This is a genomic window from Streptomyces sp. NBC_01788 (assembly GCF_035917575.1).
Lineage (GTDB): Bacteria > Actinomycetota > Actinomycetes > Streptomycetales > Streptomycetaceae > Streptomyces.
Genome location: NZ_CP109090.1, coordinates 5,176,506 through 5,190,660 on the forward strand (window position 1 = coordinate 5,176,506; position 14,155 = coordinate 5,190,660).

Annotated in this window: 15 protein-coding genes; 11 read left to right on the forward strand and 4 right to left on the reverse strand. The window is 71.7% G+C overall.

The window, feature by feature from the left end; all coding sequences use genetic code 11:
* The first annotated feature begins 165 nt into the window (after positions 1-165).
* The 4 genes from OIE49_RS23545 to OIE49_RS23560 all read left to right on the forward strand — a co-directional run bounded on the left by OIE49_RS23545 (position 166) and on the right by OIE49_RS23560 (position 1,776).
* Entirely contained in the window at positions 166-486 is a 321-nt protein-coding gene (locus OIE49_RS23545; protein WP_199836581.1) for a hypothetical protein, read from the forward strand.
* A gap of 174 nt (positions 487-660) precedes the next feature.
* Complete coding sequence (locus OIE49_RS23550) at positions 661-1,029, forward strand: WhiB family transcriptional regulator (RefSeq protein ID WP_326804018.1); 369 nt, start codon at positions 661-663, stop codon at positions 1,027-1,029.
* Positions 1,026-1,349 carry a hypothetical protein gene (locus OIE49_RS23555; protein WP_100568175.1) on the forward strand — a complete coding sequence of 108 codons (324 nt, stop codon included), beginning with the start codon at positions 1,026-1,028 and terminating at the stop codon, positions 1,347-1,349. The genes OIE49_RS23550 and OIE49_RS23555 overlap by 4 nt, the downstream gene beginning before the upstream one ends.
* Positions 1,350-1,494: 145 nt before the next feature.
* Positions 1,495-1,776 carry a hypothetical protein gene (locus tag OIE49_RS23560; RefSeq protein WP_326806444.1) on the forward strand — a complete coding sequence of 94 codons (282 nt, stop codon included), beginning with the start codon at positions 1,495-1,497 and terminating at the stop codon, positions 1,774-1,776.
* A 24-nt stretch (positions 1,777-1,800) separates the two neighbouring features.
* On the opposite strand, the gene OIE49_RS23565 is transcribed toward OIE49_RS23560, so the two are convergent.
* Positions 1,801-3,195 (reverse strand): ABC1 kinase family protein, encoded by a 1,395-nt coding sequence (locus tag OIE49_RS23565; RefSeq protein ID WP_326804019.1) that lies wholly within the window; start codon positions 3,193-3,195, stop codon positions 1,801-1,803.
* Complete coding sequence (locus tag OIE49_RS23570) at positions 3,188-4,402, reverse strand: TOMM precursor leader peptide-binding protein (RefSeq protein ID WP_326804020.1); 1,215 nt, start codon at positions 4,400-4,402, stop codon at positions 3,188-3,190. Before OIE49_RS23570 ends, OIE49_RS23565 begins: the two co-directional genes overlap by 8 nt.
* A gap of 255 nt (positions 4,403-4,657) precedes the next feature.
* Between OIE49_RS23570 and OIE49_RS23575 the strand changes: the two genes are divergently transcribed.
* From OIE49_RS23575 to OIE49_RS23590, 4 genes are all read left to right on the forward strand, one after another.
* On the forward strand, positions 4,658-5,254 hold the full coding sequence (locus tag OIE49_RS23575) for a M48 metallopeptidase family protein (protein WP_326804021.1): 597 nt from the start codon (positions 4,658-4,660) through the stop codon (positions 5,252-5,254).
* A gap of 133 nt (positions 5,255-5,387) precedes the next feature.
* Positions 5,388-7,187 carry a TerD family protein gene (locus tag OIE49_RS23580; protein ID WP_326804022.1) on the forward strand — a complete coding sequence of 600 codons (1,800 nt, stop codon included), beginning with the start codon at positions 5,388-5,390 and terminating at the stop codon, positions 7,185-7,187.
* An 11-nt stretch (positions 7,188-7,198) separates the two neighbouring features.
* A complete protein-coding gene (locus OIE49_RS23585) occupies positions 7,199-7,879 on the forward strand; it encodes an AIM24 family protein (RefSeq protein WP_326804023.1) in 681 nt (226 codons plus the stop codon).
* Between the two features lie 16 nt (positions 7,880-7,895).
* Entirely contained in the window at positions 7,896-8,651 is a 756-nt protein-coding gene (locus tag OIE49_RS23590; protein ID WP_326804024.1) for an AIM24 family protein, read from the forward strand.
* Positions 8,652-8,782: 131 nt separating this feature from the next.
* Here OIE49_RS23590 and OIE49_RS23595 read toward each other — a convergent pair whose 3' ends face one another.
* Positions 8,783-9,298, reverse strand: a complete 516-nt coding sequence (locus OIE49_RS23595; protein ID WP_326804025.1) for an NUDIX hydrolase — start codon at positions 9,296-9,298, stop codon at positions 8,783-8,785.
* Positions 9,295-10,752: a zinc-dependent metalloprotease gene (locus OIE49_RS23600; RefSeq protein WP_326804026.1), complete on the reverse strand. Its 1,458-nt coding sequence runs from the start codon at positions 10,750-10,752 to the stop codon at positions 9,295-9,297. The genes OIE49_RS23595 and OIE49_RS23600 overlap by 4 nt, the downstream gene beginning before the upstream one ends.
* Positions 10,753-10,945: 193 nt before the next feature.
* Here OIE49_RS23600 and OIE49_RS23605 point away from each other — a divergent pair, with 193 nt between their 5' ends.
* The 3 genes from OIE49_RS23605 (at position 10,946) to OIE49_RS23615 (ending at position 14,111) form a co-directional block, all read left to right on the forward strand.
* Entirely contained in the window at positions 10,946-12,055 is a 1,110-nt protein-coding gene (locus OIE49_RS23605) for an SDR family oxidoreductase (RefSeq protein ID WP_326804027.1), read from the forward strand.
* A gap of 147 nt (positions 12,056-12,202) precedes the next feature.
* Positions 12,203-12,661 (forward strand): molybdenum cofactor biosynthesis protein MoaE, encoded by a 459-nt coding sequence (locus OIE49_RS23610; RefSeq protein WP_100568281.1) that lies wholly within the window; start codon positions 12,203-12,205, stop codon positions 12,659-12,661.
* 352 nt (positions 12,662-13,013) lie between these two features.
* The gene (locus tag OIE49_RS23615; RefSeq protein ID WP_326804028.1) at positions 13,014-14,111 is read left to right on the forward strand and encodes a YlbL family protein; all 1,098 of its coding nucleotides are present in this window, start codon (positions 13,014-13,016) and stop codon (positions 14,109-14,111) included.
* Positions 14,112-14,155: the final 44 nt, after the last annotated feature.

Genomic DNA, 14,155 nt, shown 5'->3' on the forward strand with positions numbered 1-14,155 from the left:
CGGGAACTCGTCGAAAAAATAGTTTGCGCACCCGCCGTCCGTCCCCATAGGTTCTTGGTCACGGGAACGGTGGCCTTCCTGAGGCCCTGTTTCCGTGTTGTACTTGCATATCCGTACGGACTGGCTCACCCCCAGTCCCCCAGACGCCGAGAGGAGGCGAGTCCAGTGATCAGCATCAACAGCAGCTCCATCAGCACCGCCAAAATGACCGATCGCTCGGTCGCCTCCCTGTGCATGCTCGGCGCCTTCAACCAGGGCACCGGTCTGTCCGGCATCGCTGCCGTGCGCCCGGCGTCCTTTGCGTCCCTCGCGGGTCTTCCCATTCGTGAGCGCGATGAGCGACCGACCGAGGCACTGGAAGCAGTAGCGGCGCAGGCACAGGCCTATGCCGTTGAGGCGGCCGGTGCCGGTAACCGGGAGCAGACGAAGCAGCACCACCTGATGTGGGCCTTCCGTGGGCCAGAACCCTGGAGTGATCCAGCCTGATCGCCGATCAGGCCGGCGCCTTCAGGGCCGCGGAACCCCATCCGGGATCCGCGGCCCTTCTGTTTTCCCCGAACGGGGACAGCGGAGCGAAGGGGCCTCGGGACAAGACAAGAACCTGGCAGTCGGCCGACACCCGGCCGACGGGCCGACCCGACCAGACGAGGAAGACGAACCGTGCAACTCGAAGCGCACGCCCCGTCCGTACCGCCTTCCGACATGATCCCCAAGCCCGGTCTCACGGAGGACCCCGCCTTGACCCCGCTCACCGCGCTCACCGCGCTCGACGACGCCATCGAGAACCTCGGCGTGCCCGTACCGTGCCGCTCCTACGACCCGGAGGTCTTCTTCGCCGAGTCGCCGGCGGACGTGGAGTACGCCAAGTCCCTCTGCCGTACCTGCCCGCTGGTCGAGGCCTGCCTCGCCGGCGCCAAGGAGCGGCGTGAGCCCTGGGGCGTCTGGGGTGGCGAGCTGTTCGTCCAAGGTGTCGTCGTCGCCCGGAAGCGGCCGCGTGGCCGTCCGCGGAAGAACCCGGTCACGGCATGAACACCGCAGGAACGATCGACCGCCCCCTCACGCACGACCCCCAGAAGCAGGCCCCGATGAAGCCGTCCGCCAGTGAGCCCGCAGGCTCCGCGACCGAAGACGTCACCACCACCGGCGCGAACGAATCGCGTCAGAACAGGAACCGAGAGATGCAACTCATCCCAGAAGCGCTGGCCCGTGCGCATATGCACGAGCGGCTGCACGAGGCGGAGAGGGAACGCCGGGCCCTGCGCCTGGTGGCCGCCCGCCGGATGCAGCGTCGCGCCGAGCGCGCCTCGCTGCGTGCCCGCCGCGCGCTCGCCATGGCAGTGATGCACTGACCGTCAGGCTGTTCCACACCGCCAGGCGGTGGCCTCCCGGCCCGGGAGGCCGGAACTCTTCCCGCGGGGGCCGGTCCGTCCGCACGGACCGGCCCCCGCGGTGCGTTGTCCCCGCCGAGCCGCGGCCCGGCGGTATGGTCGCGGGGTGACGAGTCTTCCCGGAGGCACGAACCACGCGAGCGCGGGCCACGCGGGCACGGCGCACGACGACACGGCGCGCGACTGCACGGACCGTGCCGGCACGGACGGCGGCGCGGGCGCGGAGCGTCCCGCGCCGGTGTGCGCGCGGTGCGGCACTCCGGCCGAGGGACTGCCGCCCACCTGGACCTGTTCCGTGGAGAACGGCACCCGGCGCTATTTCTGCGACGCCTGCTCCCGCGAGAACCTCCGCTCGATCGAGGGGCGCCTGGACTCCGCCTGGTGGTAGTCCCCCTGGCAGCCCCCTCCGCGCTCACGCCTCGGCAGCCGCCTGCTCGTCGTCCGGTCCCTCGTCGTCCGGCTCCTCGGCCTCAGGACCGGTGGCGAAGCCCGGCAGCCACTCCTCCAGCTCCTCCCGCAGCCGCACCGTGGCCCCCAGCTGGCACAGCACACCGATGGTGCTCAGCGTGACCCGGTGGATGAGCAGGTACGACGGGGGCAGATTGAGCTGCTTGCCCAGCTGGTAGGCGGGGGAGCGGGGGTCGGCGATCCGGGCCGCCTGACTGCGCATCCAGCCACGGGTGAAGGTGAACTCCTCCGCCTGGGCCGGCTCGATGATCGGCAGCAGGTAGTCGAGCACGGCCTCCGGGTCCAGCTCGATGGACTCCTTCACGAAGCCCTCCGTGCTGAGCATCTCGTAGACCGCGTCCGCCTCTCCGTCCAGCGCCATCCGCAGCGCCGCGCCGATGGTCGACGGCAGGCCGCCGGGGAGGCGGTCGACGGTGCCGAAGTCCAGGACGCCCAGGCGCCAGTCGTCCTCGCCGTCCGGTCCGCCGGGCAGGAGACGGAAGTTGCCGGGGTGCGGGTCGGCGTGCAGCAGGCCGGTGCGGGCCGGGCCGGAGAACAGGAAGCGGGCCAGCAACTGGCCGGCGCGGTCGCGCTGGGCCTGGGTGCCGTCCGCGATCACCTCGGACAGCGGGACACCGTCCATCCACTCGGTGACCAGGACCTGGTCGCGCTGGTGGACGACCGCCGGGACGACGACGTCCGGGTCGTCCGCGAACTCATCGGCGTGAGCCTGCTGGGCCTGCGCCTCCAGTCCGTAGTCCAGTTCCTCGGAGACGCGGTCCTTGAGCTCGGCGATCAGCGGCTTGATGTCCACGCCGGGAACCAGCGGCCCCAGCAGACGGGCGAACCGGCTCAACTGGGTCAGGTCGGAGACGAGGGCCTCGCCGGCGCCGGGGTACTGCACCTTGACCGCGACCTCGCGGCCGTCGTGCCACACCGCCCGGTGCACCTGCCCGATCGAGGCCGCCGCGGCCGGCTTGTCCTCGAACTCCTCGAACAGCTCACGCCAGTGCGCGCCGAGCCGCTCCTCCAGCACGGAGTGCACCGTGCGCGTCGGCATCGGCGGCGCCGCCTCCTGGAGCTTGGTCAGCGCGACCCGATAGGGGCCGGCGACCTCCTCGGGCAGCGCCGACTCGAAGACGGACAGCGCCTGCCCGAATTTCATCGCCCCGCCTTTGAGCTCGCCCAACACCTTGAACAACTGATCGGCGGTGCGTTGCTGCAGCTCGCGGCCGACAAGATCGGCGGACTCGCCGACGATCCGTTTGCCGAGTCCCCAGGTCGCTCTCCCGGCGAAACCCAGCGGGAGCGCGGCGAGCTTGGCGGTCCGGGTGACCGCCTTCCGGGGAAGATCAGACATGCGCCCTCCAAGTCCCAGCAAGCCGCGCAGCCTCTGCCCGACGGCAGGGCGTCGATGACGGCCGTTGCTCAGCCATTGTTGCGCGTGCTTCCCCGTTCTCTGAGGCCTGCTCCCTTTCGGCTTTCCCGGCCGCGCCGCACGGACAGGCCGGATGCGGCCGCACCGGTCGCGCGCGCCAGTGCAGGCCGGGCAGGGAGACCTCCCAACGGGCGCCCGAGTTGGAGGGCGACTCCCCGTCCAGGAAGGCGAGTGCGTGGGCGGCCGCCAGGGCGGCCACGGTCGCGGCGAGAGCGAGATCACACGGACGTACGTGCCGTGGTCTGCCCGAGCGCCACTGCGCCACCAGACGTGGCCAGGTCCCGTCCCGGTCCGTGCGCTCCTGGTGGAGGCAGCCGGCGCAGCCGGTCTCGCCGGGCAGGACGAGCGGGCCCACGAGGCCCGTGCCCTCCACCACCCCGGCATACAGATGAGGGGTACCGGACTCGATCAGGGCGGTGGCCGCGGAGGGGTCGGGCGCGTGCACGGCGATGTCGTCCCGCGGGGCCAGGACCACCAGGGAGAACCCCCGCTCTTCCGGCTCGGACGGTGTCCGGGGGGTGCGGCGGGCCGTACGGTCCGGGGCCGCAGCGCGCACGGCCCGCCGTGCCGCGGTGTCCCGGCGCTCTCCGACGGCCTCGGCGGGCAGTCCGCCCGGGGCGACGTCCCACGGCTCCACACAGCCGCCGTCGCGCACGTCGACCTCGCCGACCCCTGCCCCGGACAGCAGCGCGGCCAGGACGGCGCCCACCCGGCCCGCGCCCTTGACCTGCACACGTGCCTCACGTCTGGCGGCCAGGCGACCCATCGCCTCGCCCGGTTCGCGCGTGGTCAGGGAGAGGGAGGCGAGATCGGGCCCCAGCCGGTCCATCGCCTCCTTCCGTGCGCGCAGCGCGTCGGCCGCCGCGCCGCCGCCCCTGGCGTCGTCGAGGAGCCCGGCCTGGGCCAGCCTCTCCACCAGGCGGTCGACATGGCCGTCGGGCAGGTCCATGCGGCGGGCCTCCTCCCGCAGCAGAGGCAGCCCGCGCGTGCCGTTGAGCAGGTCCAGGAAACTGCCCGTCGCCGTGTCCAGCGGGCCCAGTGTCATCGCGTGCGCGGGAGTCATCCCGAACTGCACGGTGCCAAGATCACGCCAGCCGCGCCTGAGCGCGGGCTTCACCATCGGATGCATGTGCGAGCCCCCGTAGCCCGAAGAAGGGAGGAGAAGGAAGAAGAACTGGAGAAAACGAGGAGAGGGAAGAGGAGAGAGGGGAGGAGGAACGAGTCCCAGGATGCCTGGCTCGAAGGGGACGTGCCGGAAGTTATCCACAGGTAGCGGGTAATCGTCATACGAATCGGACCTTCGGCCGAGCGCCCCCGGCAGGGACCGGCATGGAAGCGTTCCCGGCCCGGGACTTCTGGTCCGCGTACCCGGTAACGTCGGAGCGTGTCCGCCGATCCACTTCACCGTGCCGGAAAGCCACAGCGCGGCGAGACGAGCCGGCCGCCGGACGCCGCGGCGGCGAACGAGATCGAGGTCCGCAGGAGCGCCCGGCGCCGCCGGACGGTCTCCGCGTACCGCGAGGGCGGTCGCACCGTCGTGCTCATCCCCGCCCGGATGTCAGAGGCGGAGGAGAAGCGCTGGGTGACCGTCATGCTCGACAAGCTGGCCGCCCAGGAGAGCCGGCGGGCGCTCGGCGACACGGAGCTGGCCGAACGCGCCGAGCGGCTGTCCGCCCAGTACTTCGACGGCCGCGCCCGGCCCGCCTCGGTCCGCTGGGTCACCAACCAGAACACGCGCTGGGGCTCGTGCACCCCGGCGGAGGGCAGCATCCGTCTCTCCCACCGTCTCCAAGGGATGCCGGAGTACGTCGTCGACTACGTACTGCTGCACGAACTGGCCCATCTGCTCGTCCCGGGGCACGGGCCCGACTTCTGGCGGCTGCTGGAGGCGTACCCGCGCACGGAGCGGGCCCGCGGCTATCTGGAAGGCGTGGCCGCGGCCGCACGGCTGCCGCATCCGCCGGGAACACACGGCGAGTGACGGGGCCTCCGGGGCGTCCGGTACCGCCCGACTGTGTTTGTGTACCGGGTCTGTACCGACTTCGTCCGGTGTCGGAGTTTGCCGTTAGCCTGGCGCGACGCACTCGCTTCGGGACGGGGGACGGTCGTTACGCATGCCCAGGGAATTCCAGCGCGGCCACAAGGCCAGGATCAGTGACCTGACCGCGGGCACGGATCTGTACGTCGGCGTGCAGATCTCGGCGCCCGGACTGACCGTCGACATCAGCTGCTTCGGACTGGACGCCGACGAACGCCTCTCGGACGACCGGTACTTCGTCTTCTTCAACCAGCCGAAGTCCCCCGAGGAGGCCATCCAGCTGCTGGGCGCCCAGGCAGGCGACACGGAGTCCTTCCGGGTCACGCTGGAGAAGATCCCGTCGCATGTCCAGAAGCTGTCGTTCACGGCCGCCATCGACGGCGCCGGGCAGATGTCGCAGATCGACTCCGGGTACCTGCGCATCGTGGCGGGTGGCGAGGAGGTGGCCCGGTACGCGTTCGACGGCTCGGAGTTCTCCACCGAACGGGCCGTGATGCTGGGCGACTTCTACGTCAAGGACGTATGGCGCTTCGCGGCCGTCGGGCAGGGCTTCGACGGGGGCCTGGAGGCGCTGCTGAAGAACTTCGGCGGCGAGGTCCTGGAAGAGGAGGAGGAGAACCCCGCCGCGGGCCAGGACCCGCAGCCCGGTGCCGCTCCCGGCTTCGCCCCGCCCGCACAGGCCACCGCGCCCCCGGAGTTCGCCGTCCCCTCCGGTCCGGCCGCCCCGGCCCCTGTTCCACCCCCGGCCGCTCCCGCGCCCGCCCCTGTTCCACCCCCGGTCGCCCACATGCCCCCGCCCGCGGCACCCGTGCCCCCGCCCGCCGAGCCCGGATTCGAGCCGTCCCCGGGAGCCACCCCGCCACCCGCCGCGCACGGCTTCCCCCCGCCCCTGGGAGCCACCCCGCCGCCTCCGCCCCCGCCCCCGGCGCCGGGCCCCGCGTTCTCGGTGCACGCCGCGCCGACCATCATCGCCCCCCTGACCCCGCCCGGCGCCCCGGTCCCGCCGCCCGGCCCGGCACCCGCCCCCTACGGGCAGTCCCCGTACGGCCCGGCGCACGGTCAGGGGCACGGCCCGACCCCGCCCCCGCCGCCCGCCCAGTACCAGGCACCGCAGGCCCCGCCACCGCCCCCCGGCTATGGACACCAGCCGCCGTTCGGCCAGGTTCCCGGCGGGCCCGCGCCCCACGGAGTGCCGCAGGCCGCTCCCCAGGCCGCCGGGGTGTCCGCCGCGCTGAACCTGTACAAGGAGGCGCCCACCGGACGGCGCTGGACCCTGCAGAACAGCAAGCTGATCCGTGCCGACCTCGGCACGGAGGGAGGCCGGCCCGTGCTGGCCCGGCAGGGCAGCATGGTGCTCTACCAGGGCAAGGTCGACTTCACCTACAAGGGCGCCGGCTTCGCGGGCCGGATCACGGGCAACGTCACGGGCCAGGAGATGCAGCTGATGCGCTGCACCGGCCAGGGCCAGGTGTTCTTCGCCGAGAACTCCACCCATCTGCATCCGGTCGAGCTCCAGGGCGACGCGATCTGCGTCTCCGCCGAGAACGTCCTCGCCTTCGACGAGAGCCTGGAGTACGAGGTCCGCCGTGTCGAGGGACACGGCATCCCCGGCGGCGCCCTGTTCACCATGCAGTTCCAGGGCACCGGCACGATCGTCGTCAAGACGCACGGCCCCCCGGTCGTGCTGCCCGTGACGCCGACGACGTTCGTCGACTCCAACGCCGTGGTCGCCTGGTCGGCCGCCGCCCAGGTGATCGTCTCCAGCCAGGTGCGGATGCGCCGCAACGCCTACCCGGGCGACACCGGAGAGGGCGTCAACCTCCAGTTCCGCGCCGCCCCCGGCAGCTTCGTCGTCGTCCAGCCCTACGAGGTCTGAGGGAGCCCGTCATGAACCAGCCGCTCGCGGGTCACGCCCCCGCACCCGTCACCGCCCGCATGGAGAACCACGGCAGCCACATGCTGAAGGTCGCCATGCAGACCGGGAACGACCTCTTCGCGCGCGTGGGGTCGATGGTCGCCTACGAGGGCTTCATCCAGTACGAGCCCAGCCCGTCGGCCGTGCGCCAGATCGCACGCGACTGGGTCACCGGCGAGGGCGCACCCCTGATGAAGTGCTCCGGAGACGGACTGCTCTACCTCGCCGACTACGGAGCCAACGTCGTCGTCATCAACCTGGGCGGTGACGCGATCTCCGTCAACGCCACCAACCTGCTCGCCTTCGACGCCGGACTGAGCTGGGGCGTCGAACGGGTCAAGGGGCTGGCGAAGTTCGCCGGGCAGGGCCTGTGGAACACGCGGATCTCCGGACAGGGCTGGGTGGCGCTGACCTCCCGGGGAGAGCCGATCGTCGTCGACTGCGGCGAGGGCGAGAACGAGACCTACGTCGACCCGGACGCGCTCGTCGCCTGGTCGCCGAACCTGAAGGTGAAGGGCAAGCGCAGCTTCAGGGCGCAGTCCCTGATCGGCCGGGGCAGCGGAGAGGCCTACCAGATGGCCTTCTCCGGGCAGGGCATCGTCGTCGTACAGCCCAGCGAGGACAGCACCGACCGTCTGCGAATGCGCGGCTGAGGGGGAGACAGAGACCATGCAGAGCCCGCTTTTCGCCTTCAACGAGGCCCAGGCGCAGGAGCGCTGGAGCCTGCAGAACAAGCAGATGCTGCGCGTCACCCTGGAGGGCCAAGACGACATCCTCGCCCGCAAGGGCACGATGGTCGCCTACCAGGGCCTGATCGAGTTCGACGCCGAGTACCAGAGCGGCGGTCAGGCACGCACGCGCGCGTACACCGGCGAGGGCCTGGACCTGATGCGCTGTCACGGACAGGGCACGGTCTACCTCGCCAACCTCGCCCAGTACGTGCACATCATGGACGTCGAGCAGGACGGTCTGACCGTCGACAGCAGCTATGTGCTGGCGATGGACTCCACGCTGTACCACGAGGCCGTCGCCGTCGACAGCATGTACGGCGTCTCCGGCTCGGGGAAGTACCAGCTGAACATCACCGGCCACGGCAGGGTCGCCCTGATGACCTCGGGCGCGCCGCTGCTGATGCAGGTGACGCCGGACAAGTACGTCAACTGCGACGCCGACGCGATCGTCGCCTGGTCCACCGCGCTGCGCGTGCAGATGCAGGCCCAGACGCACTCCAGCGGGGTGTGGCGGCGCCGCGGCGGCACCGGCGAGGGCTGGGAGCTCAGCTTCATGGGCAGCGGCTACGCGCTCGTCCAGCCCAGCGAGCTGCTGCCGCCGCAGAACGCGGTGATCGGGCAGGGCCTCGCCGCCCAGTTCGGCATGGGACAGCAGGGCGCGCGGGGACAGAACCAGGGCAACGTCTGGGGCTGAGCCGGGACCGCTGGCAGGGGCGACCACCACCAGTGGCCGCCGGCCTCGGCCTTCCCTTGCCACGGCCGTGAATCGCCGCGCGGCCGTCCCACCCACGGCCGGGAACCGGCGCGCCGCCGCGCCGTGCCCGGTCAGAGCCTGGCGAGGGTCGCCTCCAGCAGGCGGACGACCGACTTGTCGGTCACCTCCGGCACCTCGTCGTAGGCGAACCAGCGCAGGTCCAGGGACTCGTCGCTGATGGTCGTCACCGCCCCGCTCGGCGCGAGCGCGGCGTACTGGACGTCGAGGTGCCAGGCGCACGGCGTCTGGTGACGGTCGAGCCGGACGGGACCACCGGGCAGCAGGGTCAGCCCCTCTATGCCCGACTCCTCGGTCGCCTCGCGCAGGGCGGCGCCCGCCAGTGTGGTGTCCTCCGGCTCGCAGTGGCCGCCCGTCTGCAGCCACATGCGGATCTTCCGGTGGAGGGTCAGCAGCACCCGGCCGCGCTCGGGGTCGATCACCAGGGCGCTCGCCGTGATGTGTCCGTCCGCGCAGGCCTTCCACATGCCGTCCGGATGCGTCCGCAGGTGCTCCAGGTAGAGCGGGCGCAGGTCCTCCTGGTCCCCGTACTCCCGCAGGACGAGGACCGCGTCGTCGTGGAGGCTCACTCGGCGTCGTCGCCCCTGTCGTTCTCGTCGCCCTTGTCGTTCTCGGTCTTCTTGCGCAGGTCCGGCTTCGGCGTCGAACCGCTCGCCGCCTCGCCGAGCATCCTGTCCAGCTCCGAGAAGTCCATGTGCTCGCGGTGCACGAAGCCGTCCGGGTCGTCCAGGTCGGCGGCGGTCGGCAGCATGTCCGGGTGCGCCCACAGGCCGTCGCGGCCCTCCACCCCGCGCGCGTCGGTGAGCGAGGCCCACAGGCGGGAGGCGTCCCGCAGCCGGCGTGGACGCAGTTCGAGGCCGATCAGCGTGGCGAACGTCTGCTCGGCCGGGCCGCCCGAGGCCCGGCGGCGGCGCAGCGTCTCACGCAGCGCGTCGGCGGACGACAGACGGGGCTTGGCCGCCGCGTGCACCACGGCGTCCACCCAGCCCTCGACGAGGGCCAGAGCGGTCTCCAGGCGGGCCAGGGCGGCCTTCTGCTCCGGGGTGTCCTCGGGCTGGAACATGCCCTGCTGGAGCGCGTCCTGCAGCTGCTCGGGGTTCTGCGGGTCGAACTGGCCGACCACGTCCTCCAGTTTCGCGGTGTCGACCTTGATCCCGCGCGCGTACCCGTCGACCGCGCCGAACAAGTGCGAGCGCAGCCACGGCACGTGCGAGAACAGGCGCTGGTGGGCGGCCTCGCGCAGGGCGAGGTACAGCCGCACCTCCTCCTTGGGCACGCCCAGGTCCTTGCCGAACGTCTCGATGTTCACCGGCAGCAGCGCGGCCCTGCCGGCCGGGCCGAGCGGCAGGCCGATGTCGGTCGAGCCGACGACCTCGCCGGCCAGCACGCCGACGGCCTGGCCGATCTGCGTGCCGAACATGGCGCCGCCCATGGAGCGCATCATGCCGATCAGCGGGCCGGCCATGGCCTGCATCTCCTCCGGCAGCACGTCGCCCATGGCGGTGCCGACCCGCTCGGCCACCGGGTCGACGAGCTCCTTCCACGCCGGCAGGGTGGCCTCGACCCACTCCGCGCGGGACCACGCCACCGCGGATCCGGCGCCGGACGGCAGGGACGTCACGTCGTCGAGCCACAGGTCGGCCAGCCGGACGGCGTCCTGGACCGCGGTGCGCTCGGCGGGACCGACGCTGGCGTCCTTGGTGCCGTCGGAGGTGCCCTGGGCGACCGTCTGGCGGGCGATCTGCTTGGCCATGTCCCAGTTCACCGGGCCGCCCTCGTAGGAGAGCATCTGGCCGAGCTGCTGGAACGCCGCACCCAGGTCGGTGGGGTTCAGCGAACCGAACATGGCTGCGAGCGGATTGTCGGCGCCGGGCCCGCCAAAGCCTCCGGCTCCGGGCAGCCCGAAACCGAACGGGTTGGCCGGTCCCTGCTCACCGCCGCTCTGCTGGTCCTTCTTCTTGCCCTCGTCGCCGTCGTCCGGCTCCTCCGGCGGAAGGCCGAATCCGAATGGGGTGTCACTCACGGGATTCCTCGGCTGGTAGGGCCACCGGTTCTCTCCGGCGGCGCGGCTGCCCGACAACACCACCCAGCGTAGACACCATGGGCGGTTCGGGCCTCGGTGCTTCGCCGACACATCGCCTGCGGCAGGATGGATGCCACCTGGTACGTACGCGTCATTCGCGCCCGTATGTGAAGACAACCGCTGGAGACGCCCGGTGAGTTCCCCAGATCCACAGGTTCGCGCAGCGCGAAACCAAGAGAGCACTCCCGCCGTGCGCGGGCCCGTCGTCGCGGTCACCGGAGCCGCTCGCGGGGTCGGCGCGCTGCTCACCGAGCGGCTGGCGGAGTCCGCCGAGGTCAGGCAGGTCGTAGCGATCGACGAGCGGCGCGGGGAGTGCGCGGCGGCGCAGTGGCACATCCTCGACGTGCGGGATCCGGCGATCGCGGAGAAGCTGCGCGGCGCGGACGTCGTCGTGCACCTGGCGCTCGACCTCGACCTGGAGACCGACTCGGCCGCCCGGACGGCGTACAACGTCAGGGGGACGCAGACCGTGCTGACCGCGGCGGCCGCGGCCGGGGTGCACCGCGTGGTGCTGTGCACCTCCGCGATGGTCTACGGGGCGCTGCCGGACAACGAGCTGCCGCTGTCGGAGGACGCCCAGCTGCGGGCGACCGCCGAGGCGACCGGCGTCGGGGACCTGCTGGAGATCGAGCGGCTGGCGCGGCGCGCTCCACGGGCGCATCCCGGACTGAACGTGTCCGTGGTCCGGCCCGCGGTGCTGGTCGGGGGCACGGACACCGCGCTGACCCGGTACTTCGAATCGCCGCGCCTACTGGTCGTGGCCGGGTCGCGGCCCGCGTGGCAGTTCTGCCACGTCGAGGACCTGTGCAGCGCCCTGGAGTACGCCGTGCTGGAGAAGGTCGACGGGGAGCTGGCCGTCGGGTGCGACGGGTGGCTGGAGCAGGAGGAGGTCGAGGAGCTCAGCGGGATCCGCCGGATGGAACTGCCGTCGGCGGTCGCGCTCGGTGCGGCGGCCCGGCTGCACCGGATCGGGCTGACGCCGTCTCCGGCGGGGGACCTGGCGTACACGATGTACCCCTGGGTGGTGAGCGGCAGCCGGCTGCACGACGCCGGATGGCGGCCGCGGTGGACCAACGAGGAGGTTCTCACGGCGCTGCTGGAGGAGGTGTCCGGGCGGCACACGGTCGCCGGGCGGCGCCTGGGGCGCAAGGACGCGACGGCGGCGGGCGCGGCCGGGGCGACGGTGGCCCTGCTGGGCGCGGCGGCGGTGGTTCGACGGGCGCGGAAGGCACGCCGGCGCTGAGAAGCCCCTTCTCGTGCGCGGCCCTCCACCCTCTGTACCAGGCAGTCCCGCACGAGGCAGCCCTGTTCGAGGCTCCGAATCGGCACGCGCGCGTACTGGGTGATCGCGCTGTTCCCGGTCCTTCCGCGTGTGCGGCACGATGGACGCATGGCAGCCACCAACGATCATCCCGGCGAGTACGCCGCCGAGGACCCCGTCAAGCTGATCGGCGTCCGGGAGACCCCCCTCTCCCTGGACGAGGTGTTCAAGGCGCTCGGGGACGATGCCGCAGGCGGTACCGCGCTGTTCGTGGGGACCGTGCGGAACCACGACGGGGGCGCCGGGGTCGACGCGCTCGGGTACTCCTGCCACCCCAGTGCGGAGGCGGAGATGCGCCGGGTCGCCGAGAAGGTCGCTGCCGGGTACCCGGTCCGGGCGCTGGCGGCCGTCCACCGTGTGGGGGATCTGAGGGTGGGAGACCTCGCGGTCGTCGTCGGGGTGTCGTGCCCGCACCGGGGCGAGGCCTTCGAGGCCTGCCGGAAGCTCATCGACGACCTCAAGCACGAGGTGCCGATCTGGAAGCACCAGAGGTTCTCGGACGGCACCGAGGAATGGGTCGGCGCCTGACACCCCCAACCCCATGGCCACCTCATGGCCGCACCTCCGGTTGCGTAACCGAACCCCTGGCGTGAGCGTTGTCAGTGCGGATGGTTAATCTGCTGATCAGTCAGTCGCGGTCGCGTATCAGGGGTTGGGAGGTCGGCATGGCGGCGCTCGCCTGGTTGCTGATTCCGTTTGTGGCTGCGATAGGCGCCGGACTGTGGGGGAGCTGGGCGAACCGGACCCGCAAGGCGCGCAGCGACGGTCCTGAACTGGACGGCTACGCCCGTTTCCGTGAGGCCATGGAGAGGTCCCACTCCAGTACGTGAGGGTCCCGCCCTGACGGTGCGCTGACAGAACCGTCCCGTACTGTCGAGTCATGCCACGCCGCACCGCGACGATGCTCGCCTCCACCCTGATGCTGATCGCGCTCCTGTGCGCGGGAATCCTCTTCCCCGTGCCCTACTCGGAGATGTCGCCGGGGCCGACGGTCAACACCCTGGGCGACCACGGCGGCGAGCCGGTGCTGCAGATCTCCGGCCACAAGACCTACCCGGCGGACGGCCACCTCAACATGACCACCGTCCGGGTCACCAGCGCCGACTACCGCATGAACCTCGTCGAGGCCGTCTACGGCTGGCTGGCGCACGACAGCAAGATCGTCCCCCACGACACGCTCTACCCCGACGGCAAGACGGAGGAGCAGTCGACCCAGGAGAATGCCGAGGAGTTCACCCTGTCCCAGGAGAGCGCCAAGGTCGCCGCCCTGAAGGAGCTGCACATCCCGGTGCAGTCCTGGGTGATCGTCTCCACGGTCATCAAGGACACCCCGGCGCAGGGCAGGCTGCACGCGGGCGACGTCATCAGGGCCGTCGACGGCACGCCGGTCAAGCAGCCCTCGGACGTCGCCAGGCTGGTCACCAAGCACGAGCCCGGGCAGGCCGTGGTCTTCACGATCGTGCCGGCCAAGGATCAGGCCGCCGCCGCGAAGCAGCACAGGGCGGCGACCGTCACCAAGGACGTCACCATCACCACCGCGCAGTCCGCCGACACCAGGGCCAAGCGCGCCATCGTCGGGATCTCCGCCGGGACCGACCACACGTTCCCGTTCGAGATCAACATCAAGCTCGCCGATGTCGGCGGACCGAGCGCGGGGCTGATGTTCGCGCTCGGCCTCTACGACAAGCTCACGCCGGGCAGCCTGACCGGCGGGAAGTTCGTGGCCGGCACCGGGACGATAGACGACGACGGCAAGGTCGGCCCGATCGGCGGCATCGAGATGAAGACCGTCGGGGCGCGCAGCAAGGGTGCCCAGTTCTTCCTCACCCCCGCCGAGAACTGCGCGGCCGCCGCCAAGGACACGCCCTCGGGGCTCACCCTCGTCAAGGTGCACACGCTCGGCGACGCGCTCAGCGCCCTGAAGGACATCCGCGGCGGCAAGGCCGCCGATCTGCCGAAGTGCACGGCCAAGGGCTGACGGGCAGCGCCCAGGCCGTGTGCCGGTCGGGTAGGGGAGTGCGG